Genomic DNA, 20,151 nt, shown 5'->3' with positions numbered 1-20,151 from the left:
CGAACATGACCGAACTGCACAGCGCGAACGTCGAACCGGCGAGCTGGGCCTGGGGGGCGATGCCCGAGCAGAACCGCCACGCGCGCGGGCACGAGTTCTACCCGCCCTTCGCCGACCTGGAGAAGATCCCCGCGCTCTACGCGACCGAAGAGCAGCCCAACGCGCAGAAGACGCTCCACGTCCACTACTTCACCGGCGGCTCGGACTGGTACATCGCCGAGGTGGACCCGGCCAGCGGCCTGGCCTTCGGCTGGGCCAGGGTCAACTACCCCGAGGGCGAGTGGGGTTACATCCACCTGGTGGAACTGGAGGAGCTCTACCTCGCCCCCGCCCTGCGACCGGGGGTCCTGAGCCTGCCCATCATGGTCGAACGAGACCTGGACTTCACCCCCACCCGCGCGGCCGACATTCCGGCCATAGCCTCGTAGAACCGGCGCCCCAAGCCGCCCACCCACCCGCAGCAACAGGGAGCCGAACATGACCGTCCTCACCATCGAGCGCCGCGCCGACGACTCCGCCGACGTCGCGCTGGTCGCCCTCCGGGCCTTCATCGCGGCCGACCCCGCCGCCTACCGGTACGAGCCCGCCGATGCCGAAGGCACGGCCGCGATCATCGCCGACCTGATCACCTCCGCGCTCCACCTGGCCGACGCCGTCGGTGTCACGGGTGACCGGGAAGAGTTCGTTCACCAGGCGTACCGCCGCTACCGCGAAGGAGCCGCGTACGAGCGGCTCGCCAACTCCTACTGAGGCCGACCCCCGGCCCCGGCAATCGCCGGGGCCGGGGCCGGAGGGGTGGTCGCGCCTGCGGCGCGGCGGTGTTGTTGGGGCGGCTGTCGCCGCTGGCCGCCTTCGGCGGTGGTAGCGGTCGCGCCTTCGGCGCGGCGCCCTTTTCTGGTCCGGGTGCCCCGCTGCGCGGTTCCCCCGGCCCCCCTCGGCGGCCCAGTATCCGGAGCCGGCCGCCCGCCTCAAGGGCGCTCCCTTCGGTCGCGTGGCACGCCACCGGCTTCGCCGACCCTTGACCCGGACGGCCTCTTTGCCCCGGACCCCAGGCAGCTGTCGGGGGACGGGGAGGTGCGCCCGTGGATCTGACGGTTCGTCAGTCGTCCGACCGGCGCGCGCTTCCATGCCCTAGGGCTTGACGAGAAACCCTCTATGAGGTAATATTGTTCTTGTTGGGAGGGGAGGGCAACCCCGACCGACACCCACGATGGACCGAACGAAAGGCGTCATCGCATGACGATCACTCTCGACCGCGCCCGACTCGAAGAGATCAACGCGGCCAAGCAGGCCGAGTGCGGCCACAGCGGAGGGTCGGGCTGCGCCTGGTGCTGGCTCACCCCCGACGCGATCGCGGAACTCCCCTACGCCGAGCGCCTCGCCGTCGCGGTCGATCTCGACCACCGGCTCACCGAACTCGGCATCCCCCGCGCACCCCGCACCGTCGTGATCGTTCACGACGCCCGCACCTACGCGGTCCAGGTCATGTGCGAGGAACTCGGCACGTGGGAGCTGCGCATCCCCGCGCCGAGCGAGGAGTACGCCCTGTTCCGGGGGCCGATGTGGGCCGACCCCGACTCCCAGGTCCGCAGTGACCAGGTTCCGGCGTGGACCAGGGGGCGGGACGACGTCGCCGACATCGCCCGCAGCTTCGCGGGTCTGCTCTGGGCAGCCGGCCTCCGGTGATCCATTGCCCACCCCCGGCCCGGCGGACCGCCGGGCCGGGCCCCGCACTCCTGGGAGACGCCCCTTGAAGATCATCGACGTCCACCACGATTCCGAGACGGCCCGCCCCGCCCGCTCTCGCGAAGTGCTCGCGACCCTCGGTGGCATCGGCGAGAAGTTCGACGCCGCCGCCGCCGTCGTCCGGGAAGTCGCCCCGGCCGAGTTGGCCGCGCTCCCGCCGGTGCCGACTCTCTCCGTCGCCGACTGGCAGCAGGCGTGCCGAGCGCTGGTCGAGCTCGACGCCTTCCTGGCCGCCGCTCATGCCAACGTGGCTGCTGCTCTGTCCGAAGGCGGATTCACCCCCCGGCGACAACTGCGCTGGTCGTTCGTGCTGGCGCTCCACACCATCGGCCTTGCCTGGCGTGACGCCTACCTTCCCGGCGCGCACTTCGTGATCAGCCCCGAACTGCCCGTCCGGCCGGGCCTGTCCGCCGCCGCTGCGTGGGGCGCGGCCAGCGGGGCCACCGCCGCCCGCGCCCGCCGCTGGGCGGTCGCCGTCACCGTGCCGCACTTTCGTGCGATGTCGGACGAGGTGAACGCCATGACCTGGTGAACCCATGCCCACGGGGTTGACAATAAACCCTTAATGAGGCAAAATTGTTCTTGTTGGGCGGGGAGGGCAACCCCGGCCGGCACCCACGACAGACGAACACGTGCGAAGGACTTCACACATGACCATCACCCTGGCCAGGACCTCCACCCGCAACGCGAGCCTTTCCGAGATCGTGGGCAATCTCCGCGAGCAGCACCCCCGCAAGACCGACGTCGTCGCCCCCGTCCAGAACATCCGGGCCGAGGGTGGCCGACTGATCATCGAGGGAGCGGACTACGACCTCACCCCGGACGGAGTCACCCGTAAGGTCGCGGAGTACCGGCTCACCGACGTGTGCGAATCCGGCGTCGCCGAGAAGCTCGGCATTCCGGTCGGCTACCTGCGGAAGACCCGGACCGAGGCCCCGCACCTGTGGGACGCCAACGTCAACGGATGGCTCAGCCACGAGAGCCGCGCCGACAAGTCGTTCATGGTCCGCACGCTGAACCCGGCCCCGGGCGAGGACACCGGCATGGCCCGCGCCTTCCTCAGCCCCAGCTACCGGATCATCGACAATCTGGACATCCTGACCGCTGCCCTCCAGGGTGTGCGGGACGCCGGTGTCGAGGTCCGGCTGGACAAGTGCGATCTCACCGACCGGAAGATGTACGTCAAGATCACTGCCCCGCAGGTCCGTGCCTACGCACCGGAGCTCTTGCGGGACTACCGGAGTCCGTTCAGCGGCGCGCGCGGTGCGGACAACCCGGTCGTTTCCGCCGGATTCGAGATCAGCAACTCCGAAACCGGGTGCGGGGCGTTCACTATCGTGCCCCGGCTGGTCGTCCAGGTCTGCGACAACGGGATGGTGATCACCAAGGACGTCATGCGGTCGGTGCACGTCGGCGGACGCCAGGAAGACGGGGTGATCCGGTGGAGTGACAACACTCGGCTGAAGACCCTCGAATTGGTGACCGCCAGGACCACCGACGCCGTCAGCACCTTCCTTGATCATGACTACGTCGTCCGACAGCTGCGGTCGATCCAGGAGACCGCCGCCGCCCGGATCAAGAACCCGGAAGCCACCATCACCACCGTGGCCCAGCGGCTCAAGTTCACCGAGGAGCGCCGGGCCGACATCTTCGCCCACTTCATCCAGGGCGGAGACCTGTCTGCCGGTGGCGTGATGCACGCCGTCACCTCCGTCGCCCAGACCCTCCCCGACGCCGACGACGCCCACGAGTTCGAAGCACTCGGCATTCGCGCCATGGAGCTGGCCGCCTCCCTGTGACCGACTCGCCGCCTGGCCCACCAGGGCCGGGCGGCCCGCCACAGGCCGCCACCAGCACACCGCGAGAACCGGGACGCCCGTTGAACACCGCCGTTGAACGCCTTCGCAACCTCGTAGCCGACGTCACCACCTTCGAAGAGGAGTGGGAGGACAAGTTCCGCACAGAGCTGCCGTCCTACGACCCGAACCGCCAAGACTTCCCCGTCGACCCCGACGAGGAGGAGAGCTACTACACGCTCTGCGCCGACCGCGCGGCCAAGGCCCGCGACCAACTCCACCGGGTGACCATCGGCATCGAAGCCGTCGCCCGCGAGCTGACAGACACCGTCGCCGAGGCGGACCAGCCCGGCTGACCGAACCACCGGCCGCCCAGCGCGAAGCTGGGCGGCCCCGGCCGGGAGCGCCGAGCTGCGGGGATCGACCCCGCACCACGGCCCAACCCCGCGCGGCGCCGCCTGCTGCCCACCTTCACCCCTTCCCGCACCACCAGGAGAACCACGTGCCGACCCTGCCCCACACCCGGCTCCAGACCCCAGACCAGCCCCGCTACGAGGTCACCAGCTGCCAGGAGCTGACGCTGCTCCGGGCGACCCCGTTCCTGGCCGTCCTCAGCCACGGAGGCCGCAAGATCGGCAGCGCCCAGAACTACGGCGACGGGGACGCCACGGAGTTCGTTCCCCACGGCGACTTCGACCTGGCCGACTTCGCCCGCTTCGCCGACGCCTGCCGACTCGACGGCCAGCCCGTCAGCCTCTCCCTGCTGCTCGACCTGCTGATCGAGGAGTTCAACGTCAGCCGCTCACTGCGCGCACAGGCCCTCCAGGGCCGCACCCTGCTCCGCGAAGTCGGCCGCGACGGCACCGTCACCATCAGCGGCACCATCCCGATGCCCGCCACCGCGGACGACCGCCGCCGCGCGCACGCCGCCCTCGGGCTGCCGCTCACCGCCGGTGCCGCGACCCAGTTCTGGAACGGCAACTGCTGGGAGCACCTGGCCGGCGGCTCCGCGGCCTGACCCGTCCCGGCGCGGCCCGGGACGCCCGGACCGCACCGAGGTTGATCAGACCTCGCCCCGTTCACCGACAGGAGACACCAGCATGCCCAAGTTCATCGTTCCCATCGACGTCATCACCGTCCACGTGGTGCCCGTGCTCGCACCCACCCCCGAGGCGGCCCAGGCGGAGGCGGAACGCATCGTCGAGGCCGAGTGGGACGCCCAGCAGGAAGCCTCCAGCCGTGAGGACCTCGAACGGGTGACCGTCCCGTTCCCGGCCCGGCCGATGAAGACGAGCACCCCCGCCGCCCGCTTCCGCGCACCGCGCACCGACCACCACGCCGACGGCAGCGCGTGCCCGCCCGAGCACCGGCACACCACCTCCGGCAAGCCCCTCACCCAGGGATGCTCCGGACGCGCCTACTCCCAGGCCCAGTGCAGCTGCGGCGAGTGGTCGGTCAAGGACACCGGCAAGGGCTACGTGGACGAAGCGCGTCGCCAGCACCTGATCGCGCACTGACGGCCCGCTCCAACCCGAACTGATCAACGGGTGTGGCCCGGAGGGCAACCGGGCCGTACCTGCCCACGAAACCCGAGAGAACAAGATCGTGACCCCGACCTCCACCGACAGAGACGCACTCACCGCGGACCTCACCGTCGGCATCCTCGGCGTCTGCGCGTTCGCCGTCAGCTTCACCCACGTTGTGCAGACCGCCACCGAAGCCGGCCAGACCGGATGGGTGGCCTACGCCATCGCCGTGTCCGTCGAACTGATGGCGCTCGGCGCCGTCGCCGAGATCCGCCGCCGCAAGCGCGCCCGGCAGCCGGCCCGCTGGCCCCGCGGGGTCCTGGTGCTCGGCGTGGCGATGAGCCTAGCCGCCAACCTCGCCGTCGCCCGGCCCACCCCGTGGGGATACGTGATGGCCGCCTGGCCCAGCCTGGCGTTCCTCGCCGCCGCCGGAATCATCGAGTCCCGTCCCTCCGGCCGGCCGCCCGGCGCCGCACCGTCCCTGCCCGCCGACGCAGACACCCACGAGCACCAGGACGTCGCCGCCGACCCGCCACCGCCCGCCAAGCTCCCGGCGGAGCCGGACGACCAGTCCCACGCAGACGACCCTGTCGACGCGGCCGACGACGCCGAAGCCGATGAACCCGACGAGCAGCCGGCCACCGAGCCGCCGACGGAGCGGCCGAGCAAGCTGCGCGTCATCACCGACCTGCTCGCCGCGATGCGCGCCGACCCCGACTGGCGCCCCGACTACGACGAGCTGACCACCAGCACCGGCTACAGCCGGTCGTGGTGCGAGAAGCGGGTGGCCGACGCCCGCACGCTCCACGGCCGTACGGAGCCCGGCCCCGCGCAAGAGCCCCCCGTCCACACGGGAGACCTGCGCTCCCGCGCCCCGATCCGTACAGCCGAGGACGCCGACGACCGGCCCCTCTCACCCACCTCCCGACCCGCCCCGAACCCGTACGAGGAACCCGCACATGAGCACCACCCTCCACATACCGCCGCAGCTGCATGACGCCGACACCGTCGTGTGGAACAACAGCGGCGGCAAGGACTCCGCCGCGAGCCTCCACCTGTGGGCCACCACCGCCCCCAAGGACCTGTTGAAGCGCACCGTCGTCCTCCACCTCGACCTCGGCGACGCGGAGTGGGACGGTGTGCCCGCCCTCGCCGCCCAGCAGGCCGCCGCATACGGACTCCGCTTCGAGGTCCGCCGCCGCGAGCGCGGCGGACTCCTCGACCTGGTTCGCGACCGGGGCCGCTGGCCCGGGCCCAGCACCCCTTTCTGCCGCAGCTACCTCAAGCGTGACGTCGCCCGGAAGTTCTACACCGAGCTGACCAACGAGCTCGGCATCATCGGCCGGCCCGCCCGCATCGTCACCGCGCTCGGACTGCGCGCCGCCGAGAGCACCGTCCGATCACGCCGCCCCACCGTCGCCCTGGACCGCGCGGCCAGCTCCGGCCGACGCCAGGTCACCACCTGGCTGCCCATCCACCAGCTCAACACCACCGACGTGTGGAAGACCGTACGGGCCAGCGGAATCCCGCCCCACCCCGTCTACCAGCAGCTCGGCCGCCTGAGCTGCCGCCTGTGCCCGTTCGCCGGACGCAAGGCCCTCATCACCGCCGCACGAATGGCGCCCGACACCGCACTCGACTACGCCCTGGTGGAAGAAGAGATCGGCGTACCGTTCCGCCGTGACCTGCCGATGGCCGAGATCATCACCGCTGCCGAGCGTGAGGACCCGGGCCCCGTACGGGCCCTGCGCCCGTGCGGAGCTGCGCTCCGTACGCTTCCGCACCGTACGGGGGTGTGTGCCGCATGACCCGTACCGACTCGGCGGCCCTCCAGGTGGTGCTCAGTTTCGGCATGGGAGTCGACAGCGGCGCCGTCGCCGCCCGGTGGCTCACCGAGCCGGCCAGCCGGGACTTCCCGCTCGACCGGTTGACCGTGCTGACCGCGATGACGGGCGACGAGCCGGACGTCACCCGGCGCCTGGTCGAGCAGCACCTTCTGCCTCTGATGCGCGACAACGGCGTGCGGTTCGTCCAGCTCAGCCGGACCAGCCAGCGCGGCGGGTACACCGTGCTGGACGACTCCCGCAGCCCGCGCCGCCTGATCACCCGCGGACCGTGGCGGTTGAGCGACGAACTCCGCACCAGCGGCACCGTCCCGCAGATCGCCGCCAAGCGTCGGCTGTGCAGCTTGCACGCGAAGGGAGACGTGCTCGACGGGTGGCTGGGCGACGAGTTCCAGGGGAGCCCCTTCCGGCACGTCCTCGGCTTCGCCGGCGAGGAACTGCGCCGAGCGGAGCGGGACGAGGGCTTCACCGCCATCGGCCGCATCCCCGAGTACCCGCTGATCAACGACTGGGGGTGGGACCGCCACCGGTGCGAGCAGTACCTGCTCGACCGCTTCGGCGAGCCGTGGATGCGGTCCGCGTGCGGGTACTGCCCGTTCTCCGCCGGGCGACGCGGGAGAGCCGAACTGGTCGAGCGCTGGCGGGCGGAGCCGGACATCGGAGCCCAGGCCCTCGCCCTGGAGTACACCGCGATGGCCCTCAACCCGCGCTCGAAGCTCTACGGCACCGTCGCCGCCCAGGACCTCGCCCGCTCCCACGGCCTGGTCGACGTCCTCGCCGCGTTCGAGCACCACCTTCGGCGGCAGCACTGGAGCGTCTACGAGGTCCGGCGGATCATCCACCCCCGACGCCACGACCCCACCGCCAAGGGTGCCGCTTGGCGAAGTGTGCGCACGGTGTTCACCGGCAGCCGGACCGACGCCGCCACCGCGCTGGCGGCCATGGCCGCTGGCGGAGCCGTCACCGACGAGTACGGGATCAGCAGGGCCGAGATCATTCCTCGCACCGGCGGGTTCCCCGCGATCGAGATGACCCTGGCCCTGGCACCGGCAGGGGTGGCCGACAAGGAACGGCCGGCGTTCGCGGCGTGGTGGGAACGACTGCACCACCAGGCCGATCTCGTACCCCCGGTCGCGCTCGCGGCGTGAGCGGAATGCAAGACGGGGGCCAGCAGCACGGCCGAAGCCGTGCCGGCCTCGATGGACCGGCTGGGCAAGCCGCTGGCCCCCTCCCACGAAGACCGATCCCGAAAGACCGCTACTCCGCGCCGGTAGATTAGTCCATGTCGAGCCGGGGAGGGTCCTCCCCCTTGAACAACCACCCCAAGGAGACTCCTGTGGCCCCCGCCCCGACGCTCGCCGAACGGCTGGACACCGCCACCGCGGACAGTCTCAGCGTCGCCGACATCAGCAACGCGACCGGGCTGTCCGAGTCCACCGTCCGCCGCCTCGCCAAGGACCCGCAGTGGCCGGCCTCCGAAGAGTCCGGCGACCACCGCGAGCAGCGGTACCCGCGCGAGGCCGTCGCCGCGTGGATGCGCGACAACCAGGCCGCCCGCGTCAACGCGGAGGAACTGCCGGGCGACGACGCCGACCGCGTCACCCTCACCGAGATCGCGGGCCGCACCGGCAGACCGCGCGAGACCGTCAGCCGCATGCCCTCCACCTACCGCACCAGCGCCGACCCGTTCCCCGCCGCCGATCCGCTCGGTACCTACAGCTGGGGCGAGGTCAAAGCCTGGCTCGGCCGACGGTCCAGCCGCACCGGCCCCCGCGGAACGGTCCAGCCGCCCACCCCCGCTGCCGAGCCCGCCACCCAGCCGGTGCTCGACAAGCTGACCACCGCCATGATCGAGCGCCTGACCGGCAAGAGCAAAGAGGCCGTGAAGACCCTGGTGCGCAGGCCCGAGATCGCCGAGCTCAGCACCAAGGTCGGCCGACGCCGGGTGTGGCCGGCCGACGCCCTGCTGCCGCTGCTGTGGCAGCTCGGCTACCTTCCGGCCTCCGGCCCGCTCGGCGCCGAGCCGACCGCCGTCTTGGTCGAGCTCGGTTACCTGCCCGCCACCGGGAAACCGACCGCAGAGCAGCGCGCCGTGCTGCACAAGTTCGGCTACGACGAGGAGGGCAGCGTCGAACACCGCGCTTGGCTCGCCGGACCACCCCGTTCCGCGACCGAGCTGGCCAAGTACTACGGCGTCAGCATCAGCGCGATCAGCAAGCGCATTGCCCGCGCCCAGGAAGCCGGCCAGCCCGTGCCGCACCCGACCGACACCGAGGACGGCAAGCGCTACGACCCCCGCGTCTTCGACGCCTTCTGGAACCCCCAGGCCCCCGAGTAGCGATCGCCGAACACCACGACGGCGCTGCCGACCAGCTCTCGGTCGGCAGCGCCGTTGTCTCCCTCCCGGCCCTGCGCCAACGCACGGGATCACGCTCGACTAGCTCGGGGCAACGCCGCTGCTGCCCGTACCGACGGGCTCCGGGTAGGACTTGAGGAGCATGTGGTGCCTGGCCCCTCCCTCGATCGCAGCAGTCGCCTCCCGGGGGATGGCCACGATCCCCTCCAGGAACCCCACGGCGCGACGGTAGGCGGTCTGACGCTCGGCGTCGGACGCCCCCTCGCCCAGCGCGGTGCGCAGCAGGCGCTGAGCCTGCGCAACCGCCGCGCGCTCCCCCTCCGGCAGCCGGCCCGTTCCGACCTTGCGAGCGTGGCGATCAGCGACCTGCCAGGCGATCTCCAGTGCCGTCACCGCTCGCCCGTACTCTGCGGCACCGTCCGAACCGGCGGTGCGGGCGTCGGACGCCGCAGCGAGCGCGTGTACCAGATCGGCGGTCTCCCGCACAGAGGTATCCGTCAGCAGCGGACGCTCCAGCACCGCCAGGATGTCGGAGGTGAAGGCGCCGTACTGCTCCAACACAAGATCGTGCCGATCCTCGATGCGCTGACGCCGCAGCCGCGCGGCCCGGCCGGCCGCCCGGCGCTTCCTCACCGCCAGGGTGACCACGCCCGCCCCGGCAACAGCCGCGACTGCGCCCGCCACCCAACCGACGATGCCCCATGGCACCCCGAAGCCGCTGTCCGTCGCCACCGGCTCTGCCTGTGGCGAGCCGATTGCCGCGGCCCACAGGGCCGGGAGTACGTTCAGCACCAGCGCCGGGCACGCGGCGACACCCACTCCCATGAGGAGGCCGCGGATCGGAGAAGTGTCCCGCCGCCCCATCAAGCCGTTCACGGCGGACCGGACCAGCGAGCCGAGTGCGATCACAGCGCCGAGCGTCAGCCCGATCCACTGGACCCACTGATCAGGGTTCTGACTCATCCGTGACATGCCCCAAGCAATAGTTCGAATACCACCGCATCGTCTCACGCTGCCCGCAGCCGAAGCAGTGACGAAGGACACCGGCACCTACCCGTCACCCCCGCAGCGGCTCACCGCCCACGGCGCCGTCGGAGCCAGCCGCTGTGCTTCCCGGGCCGGGCCCCGCAGCCGTAACCGCTTCGACACTGCGACCGTCGCCGCGCGGCCTCCCAGCCCCGCTGACCTCCGCCAGGACTGTCCGTACGTCCGTCAGCGACAACCCGGTCAGCTCCGCGATCTGATCGCGCGGCTCACCCAGATCAGCGAGCGCTGCCACCGCCTCCCGCGCCCGCCGCTCCGGCTCCACCGCAGCCACTTCCGCGTCCGCCAGGATCTTCTCCGCCCGAGACCGCGCGGCCACCCGCAGATGCTCCGCCCTCCCCGTCTGCTCGTAGAAGTCGATCAACGCCGACTCCACCTGCCGCTCGCGCCGGAGACGCTCCGCATCCCGCGCTGCCTTCGCCTGCTGTGCCGCCCGGACCGCGCTGGCCCGCGACGCCGAAATTCTTCCGCTCATGCATCGAACATAGCTGAAAAATCCGAAGTCGCAAACCCCTTTGAATCCCTCTCGATAAACGTCGATAAACGTCGAGAAGGGCCGATAGAGAAACCGAGGCCCACGTCACAAATCCGCCCCAGTAAGCGCTCTGACCTGGCTATATGCCAGCGCCATCATGTCATCCAGACACCTCTTGCAGATATTCTGAGCATGGTCCGCTGCGCGGGGCTAAAGTACTCGCATGGCATTTGATGAGGCAGGTGAATCGGCGGCTCGAATAGCCGTCGCACTTACCCTCATCCAGGTTCCGGAAAGCTGGGGGTGGTCGCGTTGATGACCATCCACAAGCTCACCGCCGGCAACGGCTACACCTACCTGACGCGCCAGGTCGCGGGCGGCGACGTACAGCGTCAGCGGGGTCAGTCCGCCGAGGAGTACTACACCCAGAAGGGCAACCCGGCGGGCGTCTGGCTCGGCCGCGGCGCCCCCCTGCTCGAACTCGACGGGACCACCGTCACCGAGCAGCAGATGAAGCACCTGTTCGGCCTCGGCCAGCACCCCGACGCCCAGCGCATCATCGACGAGCACCTGGCCGCCAACGTGCGCGCCGACATGGACGACGACCAGCTCCAGGCCGTCCGCACCGCAGCGATCAAGGCCGCCACCCTCGGCCGCAAGTACCCCGAGTACGAGCCCCTCGACCCGTTCGCCGAGCGCGTCGAGCGGCGCCTGGCCGTCATCGAGAAGGAAGCCCGGCGGGCGCCCACGAGTGCCGAGATCAAGAAGGTCCAGCACGAGGAGTCCCGTCGTCAGCGCGCCGCCGTCGCCGGGTTCGACCTGGTCTTCGCCCCGGTCAAGTCCGCCGCGGTCCTGTGGGCACTGGACGAGCGCCCCGAGGTCCGCGCCGCCGTCCGCGAGGCCCACGAGGCCGCCCGCGACGCCGCGCTGGAGCTGCTGGAGGAGCACGCCGCGTACACCCGCACCGGCAGCACCGGCCAGGCCCAGATCGACACCAAGGGCCTGGTCGCCGTCGCCTTCGACCACTACGACAGCCGGGCCGGCGACCCCAACCTGCACACGCACCTTGTCGTCGCCAACAAGATCCAGGGCGTCGACGGGAAGTGGCGTTCGCTCGACGCCCGCGGCCTGCTGGCGATGACCGTGGCCACCTCCGAGTTCTACAACTCGCGGTTCGAGACCGAGCTGACCGCCCGTCTCGGCGTCACCTTCGAGGCCCGCGAGGACTCCGCCACCAAGCGCCAGCCGGTGCGCGAGATCGTCGGCGTCCCCGTCGAGGCGATCACCCACTTCTCCTCCCGCCGGACCGAGATCGAAGCTCGCTACGAGCAACTCCTTCGGGAGTACCGGCGCGAGCACGGGCACGACCCCTCCCGCGGCATGACCCACCAGCTCGCCCGCCAGGCGAACCTGGACACCCGCGAGGGCAAGAAGGCCGCCCGCTCCCTCGAAGAGATGCGCGCCGACTGGACCCACACCGTCACCACCGCCCACGGCCAGGACATCGTCCACCGCGTGATGGCGGCCGTCCCCGCGCCTGAAAGCACCCCGGCCACCACCCAGCAGGAGGAGCCGAAGCCGGTCGAGATCCCCACTCTCGCCGCCGCCGTGATCTCCGCTGTCGGTGAGGAGCGCGCGGTGTGGACGGTGTGGAACCTGCGCGCCCACGCCGAGCGCCTGGCCCGCTCCGAGCACCCCACCACCAGCACCACCGAGCACCGGCAGCTGGTCGAGGCGATCGTCACCGAGGCCATCTCCCCGGCGCACAGCGTCCGCATCGACGCCCCCGCGCTGCTCACCGAGCCCGAGGAACTGCGCCGCGCCAACGGCGACTCCGTGTTCGTCCAGCACGCTTCCACCCGCTACACCAGCACCGCCATCCTGGACGCCGAGCGCCGCCTGGTCACCGCCGCCCTCACCCCTGTCACCGAGGGCCCGAACCCGGCCTTCGTCGGCGCCGCCCTGGACGGCTTCGAGGCCCGAAACCGTGCACTCGACGAGGGCCAGCGCGCCCTCGTCACCGCGTTCGTCACGGACCCCCGGTTGGTCTCCCTCGGCCTCGGCCCGGCCGGCTCCGGCAAGACCACCGCGATGCAGGCGTACGTCCACGTCGCCAACCAGGCCGGCCAGCGCGTCGTCCCGCTCGCCACCTCCGCCGCCTCCGCCGCCGTCCTCGCCAAGGACCTCAAGCAGCCCGCCGAGAACCTCCACAAGTTCCTCTGGGAGTACACCGGCGGCAAGTACATGGGCGAGCTGCTCAGCGGCCAGAAGGTGCCCAAGAGCCGGGCCGGCTTCGTCCTGAACCCGGGCGACGTCGTCCTGGTGGACGAAGCCGGGATGGCGGGCACCCTCAACCTGGACAACCTCGTCAAGATCGCCGCCCAGCGCGGCGCGAGCGTGCGCCTGCTCGGTGACTACCGCCAGCTCAGCAGCGTCGAAGCGGGCGGCGCGCTGCGGCTCATCGCCGCCGAAGCCGGCGCCGTCGAGCTCACCACGCTCCACCGGTTCAGCGACAAAGCCGAAGCTGCCGCCACTGTCAAGATCCGCACCGGCGACACCGCCGCGCTGGACTTCTACTTCAACAACCAGCGGGTGGTCAGCGGCTCGCGCACCGCGATGGTCGAAGCCGCCTACGAAGGCTGGAAGACCGACATGCTCGCGGGCCGCACCACCCTGATCAGCGCCCGTACCGGCACCGACGTCACCGCCCTGTCCGCCCGCGCCCGCGACGACCGCGTGGCCGCCGGCCAGGTCGAGGCCGACGGCGTCCTGCTGCGCGACGGCAACCGCGCGGGACGCGGCGACTGGATCGTCACCCGCAAGAACGACCGCAAGCTCACCACCAACCGGGGCCGCGACTTCCTCAAGAACGGCGACGCCTGGGAGATCCTCCAGCGCCACCAGGACGGCTCCCTCAAGGTCCGCCACATGGAGCACCGCGGACGCCTCACCCTGCCCGCCGAGTACGTCGCCGCCAACGTCCAGCTGCTCTACGCCTCCACCATCACCCGCTCCCAGGGCGGCACCGTCGACACCGCCCACCCCCTGGTCACCGACGACACCACCCGCGAGGAGCTGTACGTCCAGCTCACCCGCGCCCGCCACACGACCACCCTCTACACCGCCACCCACGAACTCCTCCCCTTCGACACCGACGAGCAGCTCGACCAGCCGAAGAACGACCCCGACTCCTTCGCCGCCCGCGAAGTCCTGGAGCGCGTCCTGAGCCGTGAGGGCGCCCAGCTCTCCGCCACCGAGACGATCCGCAACGCCCAGGAGGACGCCGTCTCCCTGGCCACGCTCGCGCCCCGCCACCAGCACGCCGTCGAGACCCTGACCACCCCCTACTACCACCAGCTGATCCACCGACTCCTCGGCCCCGCCCTCGCCGAACAGATCACCACCGACGACGCGATGACCGCCGTCACCCGCGCCCTGCGCAACGCCGAAGCCGGCGGCTGGCAACCCGAGCGCCTGCTCGCCGCCGCCACCTGGCGTGGTGACCTGACCACCGCCGACTCCCCGGCCCAGGCCCTCGCCTGGCGCCTGAACACCATCACCGACGACCGCCCCGCCCCCGCCCACCTCAACGCACCCACCACCGCCGACACCACCCGCTACGCCGCCCTGTTGGCGGCGCACACCGGCCTGCCCGTCCACCGCTTCGACCCCGAGGCCGCGACCACCGAACCGGCCGCCCTGAGCATCGCGCCCGCCGCCACCCAGGCCGCCGACGCGCACCCGCACGTCTCCGCCGACACCCTCAACCGCTACGCCGCCACCGCCGCAACCGCGCTCAACACGGCCACCGACAAGGTCACCGCCCACCCGCAGTGGCCCCACCTCGCCGGGGCCCTGGCCGCCGCCGAACGCACCGGCCGCGACACCACCACCCTGCTCACCACCGCCGCCACCCACACCACCGGCGCGAGCGACCCGGTCACCGCCCTGACCCGCGCCGCCCGCACCAACCTGGCCGCCGACGGCATCCCCGAACACCACCAGCAGGCACCCGAAGCCCTCCGCCACCAGGCCCTCGCCGCCACCGTCCTCGGCGACGGGCACGCCACCCGCGCCCTGGGCGAGAACACCTGGCCCGCCCTCACCGCCGCCCTGCGCCGCGCCGAGACCGCCGGCCACGAACCCGCCACCCTGCTGCGCCAGGTCGCCGAGAGCCGCCCGCTCACCGGTGCCGACAGCCTCAGCCAGGTCCTGGCCTGGCGCATCGGCCGTTCCCTTGCCGCGCAGGCCCCCGCGACCGCCGGCCAGCATGGCGACCGCGCCGAAGCGGAGCTCTGGCGCACCCTCGCCTGGACCCTCAAGGCCATCGAGAACACCGGCACCACCGCGGAGACCGCCCTCTGCGAGGTGACCGGCCGCACCGCACTGCCCGAACTGCTCCAGCACGCCCAGCAGCAGGCCCTCGCCCACACCCGCGCCGCCTCCGGCCGGGCTGACCTCCCGGCCTGGATCAGCCCGGTGCCGCGCTCCTCCACGGCCAACCCCGTCCACCACGAGTACCTCACCGACAGCGCCGCCCTCGTCGCCAACCGGCTCTCGGTGCTCGCCGACCGCACCGCGGAGAACCGCCCGGAGTGGAGCCGCACCCTCGGCGAAGCCCCGACCGACCCCACCCAGCGCGCCCAGTGGCAGCAGCAGCTCGCCCTCGTCGCCGCCTACCGCGACCAGTACAAGGTCACCGACGACAACGCCGCCCAGCCCGCCGGCCCCTACATCGAGGAAGGCCGCACCGGCCACGACGCCTACTGGCAGGCCACCGCCGCAGCGATGGCCGCCCGACGCATCACCGCCGCACCGGCGAGCGCCGAGTCCACCCTCGCGACCACCGACCAGCAGGCCCGCCTCCAGCTCGCCGCCGACGTCTACCGCGCTCTGCCCGAGGCGGACCAGGCCGAGATTCTGCGCACCGTCGCGACCCGCACCGGTGCCACCTGGCTCGCCAGCCTCCCGCGCCTGGACGACGCCGCCCTCAGCCAGCAGAACGTCGCAGAGCAGGTCACGACCGCGCTCGCCGAGCGCCGCCAGCTCACCGCAGAGGCCCTCCGGCCCGAGCAGCCGCAGGCGGAGGAACGGCGTCAGCCGACCCTTGCCGAACGCCGCCGAGCCGGCCGCCAGGCCGAGCGCCAGGCCCACCGCGACCAGCTCCAGCACCGGGGCGGCGGACAGCCCACCCGGACCGCCCGGCCTGCGCCCGGCCGCAGTGCCGACGTCGAACAGCGCCAGGCTCAGGCCCCGGCTCAGCGCCCCGCCGCTCCGCAGCCGCAGGTCCAGCAGCCGCCGCAGGTTCGCCAGGACCAGCGCGGTCCGCGCATCCGCTGACGATCACGATGCGTTGAGGCCGAGGCACCCAGCCCCGATGCCGGGGTCAGACCCGGCGAAGCGCCCTCTCACACTCACGGCATCGCCGGTCCTCAAGCTCCGCCGGGTACCAAGGCTCCCCATAACCAGCCCGGTAGTGCGTGTGCACCAACGGGTCGGTGCGGATGCCGCAGAGCGTCGTCGGCAGCGGGTCCTCCGGCACATCGGGATCGCTCGCGGCGGCGTGGACCGACCGGACGAAGACGGGGTCCGCCGCATCCGGGTCGAATCCCTCAAGAACCTCCAGCAGCACCAGTACACCCATACCTCGACGGTGCCCGCAGCGCCTGGATAGCGCACGCTGGGAACCCTCCGAGTGGGGGCTGCCGAACGCGGTTGGGCGGCCCGCTAGCTGGGCCGCGCCAGTTCGATGGCGGCCGGCCCGAGCCTCAGCACACTGACATCGAGCTCGTCAGGGTCGGAGACGTGGACGGCGTCGGCGATTCGGATGGCGCTGTTGACCAGGAGATCCCCCACCTCCGCGCAGGACGGCCCCTTTCGCCATGTCAGGCAACGGCTGGTGTTGCTCCGGCGCGCGGGAACAATCTCGGCAGTGTGGGGCCAGTGCCTCCACCAGGTGCTCGCGCGCACCATCAGCCGACTGCGCAACGGCGTACACGGAGTGGGGGCCCAGTGGGCGGAAGCACTTTCCTCTGCATCCGTGAGACCCGACGTGCGCCAGAACGTGAGGTTTTCCGGGCTCTCGTCGGAGCCGGTTTCCCACCGCAGGCGCGAGTGCATCAACCGGACGGTGCCATGGTGGGATTCGCGTAGTTCGAGACGGCCCTGCGTGGGCAGGTGAAGCAAGTGCACGGCGCGAGCAGAGACACGTTCGACCCGCAGGCCCGGGATGCCGAAGTGCACATGTGAGCCGTCAGCATAGGTCACGGTCTGCGGCAGCAAGTAGTGCGCTACCCGGGGAGCCACGCTCGCCTGAATCGTCAGCTTGTGCGGCGCTGGCATGATCCACTCGTAGTACCCGGCGAGCTCGCGGAACGACCTTCCGCCGCGGTGGTCCCACGGGTGAGAGCGACCGGAGCTGAACAGCAGGTCCCACAGAAGGGCCTGGAACCTCTCCTGGCCGGCGTCCTTGGTGTCCAGCTCGATCCGTCCGTTCACCGCGGCCGCCCGCAGCACATGCTGGGGCACGGACATGAGAGCCAAGTACTGCTTGAGGCGCGCACGGTCGTTGACATGCGGCATTGAAGATCCTCGCTGGCGACAGCCCGGACTGCGCCGCGAAGTGAGACGGTGATGTCGTCTGATGGCACGGCGAATCGCGAGGAGGTTGGGCATCCCACCCGCCGGCTCCCTAGCACAATTCGTCCGGGCGAACGGCCAGCCGTGGACCACCTCCGGGCCCAAGACGAGAGTAGGGGAGTCCGTTGCGATCAGCACTTCGCCACGCCGATGCACCGAACTCCCGCGGGGCGCGGTTCGGAGGGCCTGCGGCGGCCTCATCGCGGGGCCGACGCCGATGGCGGATGGGACGGGTCACCTGGATTCGCGGCTCACCGAGCCAGTCCCCAGCGCCCCGGCCAGCATGCGGCGGCTGCTGCGCGCCCCCTTGAGCTGCGGTTTGCACCGGTTGTCAAGGAGCCTTGACAGTGCATCACAGGCTGAGAACTCTGGTGCCGTACTCCACGGACGTGAGGGACACGGCATGCCATGGGTTGACGAGAGCAGGCGCCACCGGGGCTTCCCGGCAGCGGTATTGGCAGACGGCAGCGAGCCAGCGCCGCTGCCGGACGGGCGGACCACCTGGTGGCTCTACAACGGCGCAGACGGCCCCCGGGCCTCCGGGGTGCGCGGTGGCTGTAGCTGCGGCTGGCGGGGTGAGCAGAGGCACCTTCTGGACTTCGGCGACGATGTGGCGACCGAGGCAGTGGGCGAGGCGACCGGGCCGTACGCGGACTGGGAGCGGCACGTCGAACTGGTCGAGGGCGTGGTGCCGCACGAGGTCGAGAAGCTGATCGCGATGCTGGTGGACCGGATCTGCGACCTGACGGACAGCACGCCCTACGCCGCCGCCCGTGCAGCCAACCGTTTCGAGCGCGCCGCGGCTTCGACCGCGCTGATGGCTGGCCGCAAGGCCCGCAGCAGCATGATGACCTGGGAGTACATCGGCCGTGCCTACGGTTGCGGGGCGCAGGAGGCGCGTGAGCGGTTCGGGGAGACCCTGGACGACGTCGACCATGGTGGAGAGGTGTAGGTCGCCAGCTACTACCCTCCTCGACATGTCGAAGAACCCGAGGCCGCCCCGCCACGAGGAACTGGCCGCCGAGACCCTGGTCAACCACGTCCTCGGCACCTTGACCGATCGCCGGGACGACAACTCCCTGCCCGGCATGATCGACGCGCTGCTCGCGGAGCCCGGCCGGGCAGAGCCGACGTACGCGCTGGAGGTCACCTCCAGCCTCGATCGGGAGCGGGTCGGGCTGTGGGCTGCAATCGACAAGAAGCACGTCGGGACGGAGTACCCGCAGCTCGCGGCTGGCTGGTTCGTGGAGTTCGCCCAGGACGCCCGGGTCGGCGGAGACGCCCAGGGGGAACTGATCGACTTCCTCGCTGACCTGGAGTCCCGGGGCGTGGAGCGGGTCAGTGTTCGCGAGTGGGAGGCCGGCGCCCCGGCCGACGCCCCGATTCCCGAGGACATCGCCCGGGTCCGCGGCCTCGGCCTGCGGGCCGTTGCGCGGGTCGGTGACGGGCCGGAGGTCCGTGGACGGATCATCCCCAGCACCCTCGACACAGGCACAGCCACAGCCACCGCCGACGCGGTCACCCCATACGCCGACGCCTTCCTGTTGACCGACACCGCCGCGAACAAGATCGGCAAGCTCCAGCGCGCCAAGAACGACGGCCTGCACACGATCCTGTTCGTCTGGGCGGACTCCTCGCACATGAGCATCGGCATGGCACTCACCAACGCGTTCCAGCCCACCGGCAACCCGAACGTCCCCGAGCACGTGGACGAACTTTGGCTCGCCAGCTACTTCGCGCCGGACACCCTGTTCCGGTGGACCCGAGCGGCTGGCTGGGCCGTCGTGGCGGCGCCCGGCGTCTTCGCTTCCGTGCCCTGGCCAGCGGCGTAGCCGTAACCGAGCAGTGGGGCGGGGCGCTGTGTCAGCAGACTGCTCTACCCTGATAGCCATGCCCGCCAACCGCCCAGCAATTCCAAGGGAATTGGACCGCAGGGTCCGAGTCGAAGCCGGCCACCGGTGCGCCATCCCGCATTGCCGCATGCCCGTTCTCGTGATCGCTCACATCAGGCCCTGGGCCACGGTCAAGCGCCACGAGTTCGAGAACCTCGTCGCCCTCTGCCCGAACTGCCACACGCTGTTCGACCGGGGCGATATCGACCGGAAGTCCATGCTCCACTACAAGGGGAGACTGAGCCCGTTCTCCCCGTACGCGCTTGCCGAACACCCGGACCACATCGACCTCCTCGCGGCCTATCAGAAGTTCCGGGTGTTCATCGACATGTGGCTCGATGCCGCCCGTGCTTTCAGCGCGGCGAAGCAGCAAGGAGCCGGGGCCGACGAAGGTCGGCGGGTCTTTCGGACTACGGGCGACGCGGCCATGAAAGCAAGCCATGCACGGCTGTACCTCGCTGCGGAATCGCCGCCCCCTGTCGCGAAGGCGGCGGACCAGATCATGAACGCGGCCGTGTGGAGCGCCTGTACGACCATGGGCATGCCCGTCCCCGCTGAGTTCCTGCACCTGAAACCGGCCACTGACGATCTCCCCGCTCTGTGGGCGGATCTGGAACACGAGATCCACGAGGTGCTCAATGCCCCTGCGCGGAAGAAGGTCAAGCTCATGCCGCAACGTCCGCACTACGTGGATGAGCTTGACGAAGGTCAGCGGCAACGGTTCGCATGACGCAGACGGGAGACCCCACGCCGGGTCCCGCTGAGCATCATTGGTCACCCAATTCTGCACGCCCTGACGCCCGCGCCGCCGCTGGTTTCCTGCTTGGTGGACG

At 71.2% G+C, this 20,151-nt stretch carries 20 protein-coding genes; 16 read left to right on the top strand and 4 right to left on the bottom strand.

The annotated features are described in order from the left end of the window. Positions 1–5: 5 nt before the first annotated feature. From ACIO5E_RS19050 to ACIO5E_RS18995, 12 genes are all read left to right on the top strand, one after another. On the top strand, positions 6–428 hold the full coding sequence (locus tag ACIO5E_RS19050) for a DUF2958 domain-containing protein (protein WP_400669028.1): 423 nt from the start codon (positions 6–8) through the stop codon (positions 426–428). Between the two features lie 49 nt (positions 429–477). Next, positions 478–750: a hypothetical protein gene (locus ACIO5E_RS19045; RefSeq protein WP_400669025.1), complete on the top strand. Its 273-nt coding sequence runs from the start codon at positions 478–480 to the stop codon at positions 748–750. A gap of 486 nt (positions 751–1,236) precedes the next feature. Beyond that, entirely contained in the window at positions 1,237–1,686 is a 450-nt protein-coding gene (locus tag ACIO5E_RS19040; RefSeq protein ID WP_400669024.1) for a hypothetical protein, read from the top strand. A 64-nt stretch (positions 1,687–1,750) separates the two neighbouring features. Beyond that, positions 1,751–2,278 carry a hypothetical protein gene (locus ACIO5E_RS19035; protein WP_400669021.1) on the top strand — a complete coding sequence of 176 codons (528 nt, stop codon included), beginning with the start codon at positions 1,751–1,753 and terminating at the stop codon, positions 2,276–2,278. 118 nt (positions 2,279–2,396) lie between these two features. Next, entirely contained in the window at positions 2,397–3,545 is a 1,149-nt protein-coding gene (locus tag ACIO5E_RS19030) for a DUF932 domain-containing protein (RefSeq protein WP_400669018.1), read from the top strand. Between the two features lie 80 nt (positions 3,546–3,625). Beyond that, a complete protein-coding gene (locus ACIO5E_RS19025) occupies positions 3,626–3,898 on the top strand; it encodes a hypothetical protein (RefSeq protein ID WP_400669015.1) in 273 nt (90 codons plus the stop codon). 146 nt (positions 3,899–4,044) lie between these two features. Next, positions 4,045–4,560, top strand: a complete 516-nt coding sequence (locus ACIO5E_RS19020) for a hypothetical protein (protein ID WP_400669013.1) — start codon at positions 4,045–4,047, stop codon at positions 4,558–4,560. An 82-nt stretch (positions 4,561–4,642) separates the two neighbouring features. After that, entirely contained in the window at positions 4,643–5,059 is a 417-nt protein-coding gene (locus ACIO5E_RS19015; protein ID WP_400669010.1) for a hypothetical protein, read from the top strand. An 88-nt stretch (positions 5,060–5,147) separates the two neighbouring features. Next, positions 5,148–6,065 (top strand): DUF2637 domain-containing protein, encoded by a 918-nt coding sequence (locus ACIO5E_RS19010; protein ID WP_400669008.1) that lies wholly within the window; start codon positions 5,148–5,150, stop codon positions 6,063–6,065. Next, a complete protein-coding gene (locus ACIO5E_RS19005; protein ID WP_400669006.1) occupies positions 6,028–6,876 on the top strand; it encodes a phosphoadenosine phosphosulfate reductase family protein in 849 nt (282 codons plus the stop codon). Before ACIO5E_RS19010 ends, ACIO5E_RS19005 begins: the two co-directional genes overlap by 38 nt. After that, positions 6,873–8,060 (top strand): hypothetical protein, encoded by a 1,188-nt coding sequence (locus tag ACIO5E_RS19000; RefSeq protein WP_400669005.1) that lies wholly within the window; start codon positions 6,873–6,875, stop codon positions 8,058–8,060. The genes ACIO5E_RS19005 and ACIO5E_RS19000 overlap by 4 nt, the downstream gene beginning before the upstream one ends. A gap of 188 nt (positions 8,061–8,248) precedes the next feature. Beyond that, positions 8,249–9,250 carry a hypothetical protein gene (locus ACIO5E_RS18995; RefSeq protein WP_400669002.1) on the top strand — a complete coding sequence of 334 codons (1,002 nt, stop codon included), beginning with the start codon at positions 8,249–8,251 and terminating at the stop codon, positions 9,248–9,250. A gap of 99 nt (positions 9,251–9,349) precedes the next feature. Here the strand turns inward: ACIO5E_RS18995 and ACIO5E_RS18990 are convergent, their stop codons facing one another. Continuing rightward, entirely contained in the window at positions 9,350–10,231 is an 882-nt protein-coding gene (locus ACIO5E_RS18990) for a hypothetical protein (RefSeq protein ID WP_400669000.1), read from the bottom strand. A 94-nt stretch (positions 10,232–10,325) separates the two neighbouring features. Next, the gene (locus ACIO5E_RS18985; protein ID WP_400668997.1) at positions 10,326–10,787 is read right to left on the bottom strand and encodes a hypothetical protein; all 462 of its coding nucleotides are present in this window, start codon (positions 10,785–10,787) and stop codon (positions 10,326–10,328) included. A gap of 315 nt (positions 10,788–11,102) precedes the next feature. Here ACIO5E_RS18985 and mobF point away from each other — a divergent pair, with 315 nt between their 5' ends. After that, positions 11,103–16,127 (top strand): MobF family relaxase, encoded by a 5,025-nt coding sequence (mobF, locus tag ACIO5E_RS18980; protein ID WP_400668994.1) that lies wholly within the window; start codon positions 11,103–11,105, stop codon positions 16,125–16,127. 46 nt (positions 16,128–16,173) lie between these two features. Here mobF and ACIO5E_RS18975 read toward each other — a convergent pair whose 3' ends face one another. Together ACIO5E_RS18975 and ACIO5E_RS18970 are read right to left on the bottom strand one after the other, a co-directional pair. Further along, positions 16,174–16,431 carry a hypothetical protein gene (locus ACIO5E_RS18975; protein WP_400668991.1) on the bottom strand — a complete coding sequence of 86 codons (258 nt, stop codon included), beginning with the start codon at positions 16,429–16,431 and terminating at the stop codon, positions 16,174–16,176. Positions 16,432–16,514: 83 nt separating this feature from the next. Further along, positions 16,515–17,369: a hypothetical protein gene (locus tag ACIO5E_RS18970; RefSeq protein ID WP_400668988.1), complete on the bottom strand. Its 855-nt coding sequence runs from the start codon at positions 17,367–17,369 to the stop codon at positions 16,515–16,517. Positions 17,370–17,829: 460 nt separating this feature from the next. Here ACIO5E_RS18970 and ACIO5E_RS18965 point away from each other — a divergent pair, with 460 nt between their 5' ends. The 3 genes from ACIO5E_RS18965 to ACIO5E_RS18955 are packed head-to-tail and all read left to right on the top strand — an operon-like array spanning position 17,830 to position 20,048. Then, positions 17,830–18,378 carry a hypothetical protein gene (locus tag ACIO5E_RS18965; protein WP_400668985.1) on the top strand — a complete coding sequence of 183 codons (549 nt, stop codon included), beginning with the start codon at positions 17,830–17,832 and terminating at the stop codon, positions 18,376–18,378. Between the two features lie 25 nt (positions 18,379–18,403). After that, positions 18,404–19,258 carry a hypothetical protein gene (locus tag ACIO5E_RS18960; RefSeq protein WP_400668982.1) on the top strand — a complete coding sequence of 285 codons (855 nt, stop codon included), beginning with the start codon at positions 18,404–18,406 and terminating at the stop codon, positions 19,256–19,258. A gap of 58 nt (positions 19,259–19,316) precedes the next feature. Further along, the gene (locus tag ACIO5E_RS18955) at positions 19,317–20,048 is read left to right on the top strand and encodes an HNH endonuclease (RefSeq protein WP_400668979.1); all 732 of its coding nucleotides are present in this window, start codon (positions 19,317–19,319) and stop codon (positions 20,046–20,048) included. Positions 20,049–20,151 lie beyond the last annotated feature (103 nt).

It is taken from the genome of Kitasatospora sp. NPDC087314 (assembly GCF_044744365.1).
Classification (GTDB): Bacteria; Actinomycetota; Actinomycetes; order Streptomycetales; family Streptomycetaceae; genus Kitasatospora.
Note: the sequence above shows the minus strand (reverse complement) of the source record. Positions and strands in the feature narration are given on the sequence as shown.

What these genes read in the sequence shown, in the direction of transcription:
- ACIO5E_RS18985 (WP_400668997.1), bottom strand. Translation starts at nt 10,787, where the DNA reads ATGAGCGGAAGAATTTCGGCGTCGCGGGCCAGCGCGGTCCGGGCGGCA.
- mobF (WP_400668994.1), top strand. Translation starts at nt 11,103, where the DNA reads ATGACCATCCACAAGCTCACCGCCGGCAACGGCTACACCTACCTGACG.
- ACIO5E_RS19030 (WP_400669018.1), top strand. Translation starts at nt 2,397, where the DNA reads ATGACCATCACCCTGGCCAGGACCTCCACCCGCAACGCGAGCCTTTCC.
- ACIO5E_RS18965 (WP_400668985.1), top strand. Translation starts at nt 17,830, where the DNA reads ATGCCATGGGTTGACGAGAGCAGGCGCCACCGGGGCTTCCCGGCAGCG.
- ACIO5E_RS19000 (WP_400669005.1), top strand. Translation starts at nt 6,873, where the DNA reads ATGACCCGTACCGACTCGGCGGCCCTCCAGGTGGTGCTCAGTTTCGGC.
- ACIO5E_RS18975 (WP_400668991.1), bottom strand. Translation starts at nt 16,431, where the DNA reads ATGGGTGTACTGGTGCTGCTGGAGGTTCTTGAGGGATTCGACCCGGAT.
- ACIO5E_RS19015 (WP_400669010.1), top strand. Translation starts at nt 4,643, where the DNA reads ATGCCCAAGTTCATCGTTCCCATCGACGTCATCACCGTCCACGTGGTG.
- ACIO5E_RS18960 (WP_400668982.1), top strand. Translation starts at nt 18,404, where the DNA reads ATGTCGAAGAACCCGAGGCCGCCCCGCCACGAGGAACTGGCCGCCGAG.
- ACIO5E_RS18955 (WP_400668979.1), top strand. Translation starts at nt 19,317, where the DNA reads ATGCCCGCCAACCGCCCAGCAATTCCAAGGGAATTGGACCGCAGGGTC.
- ACIO5E_RS19005 (WP_400669006.1), top strand. Translation starts at nt 6,028, where the DNA reads ATGAGCACCACCCTCCACATACCGCCGCAGCTGCATGACGCCGACACC.
- ACIO5E_RS18990 (WP_400669000.1), bottom strand. Translation starts at nt 10,231, where the DNA reads ATGAGTCAGAACCCTGATCAGTGGGTCCAGTGGATCGGGCTGACGCTC.
- ACIO5E_RS19040 (WP_400669024.1), top strand. Translation starts at nt 1,237, where the DNA reads ATGACGATCACTCTCGACCGCGCCCGACTCGAAGAGATCAACGCGGCC.
- ACIO5E_RS18970 (WP_400668988.1), bottom strand. Translation starts at nt 17,369, where the DNA reads ATGCCGCATGTCAACGACCGTGCGCGCCTCAAGCAGTACTTGGCTCTC.
- ACIO5E_RS19045 (WP_400669025.1), top strand. Translation starts at nt 478, where the DNA reads ATGACCGTCCTCACCATCGAGCGCCGCGCCGACGACTCCGCCGACGTC.
- ACIO5E_RS19050 (WP_400669028.1), top strand. Translation starts at nt 6, where the DNA reads ATGACCGAACTGCACAGCGCGAACGTCGAACCGGCGAGCTGGGCCTGG.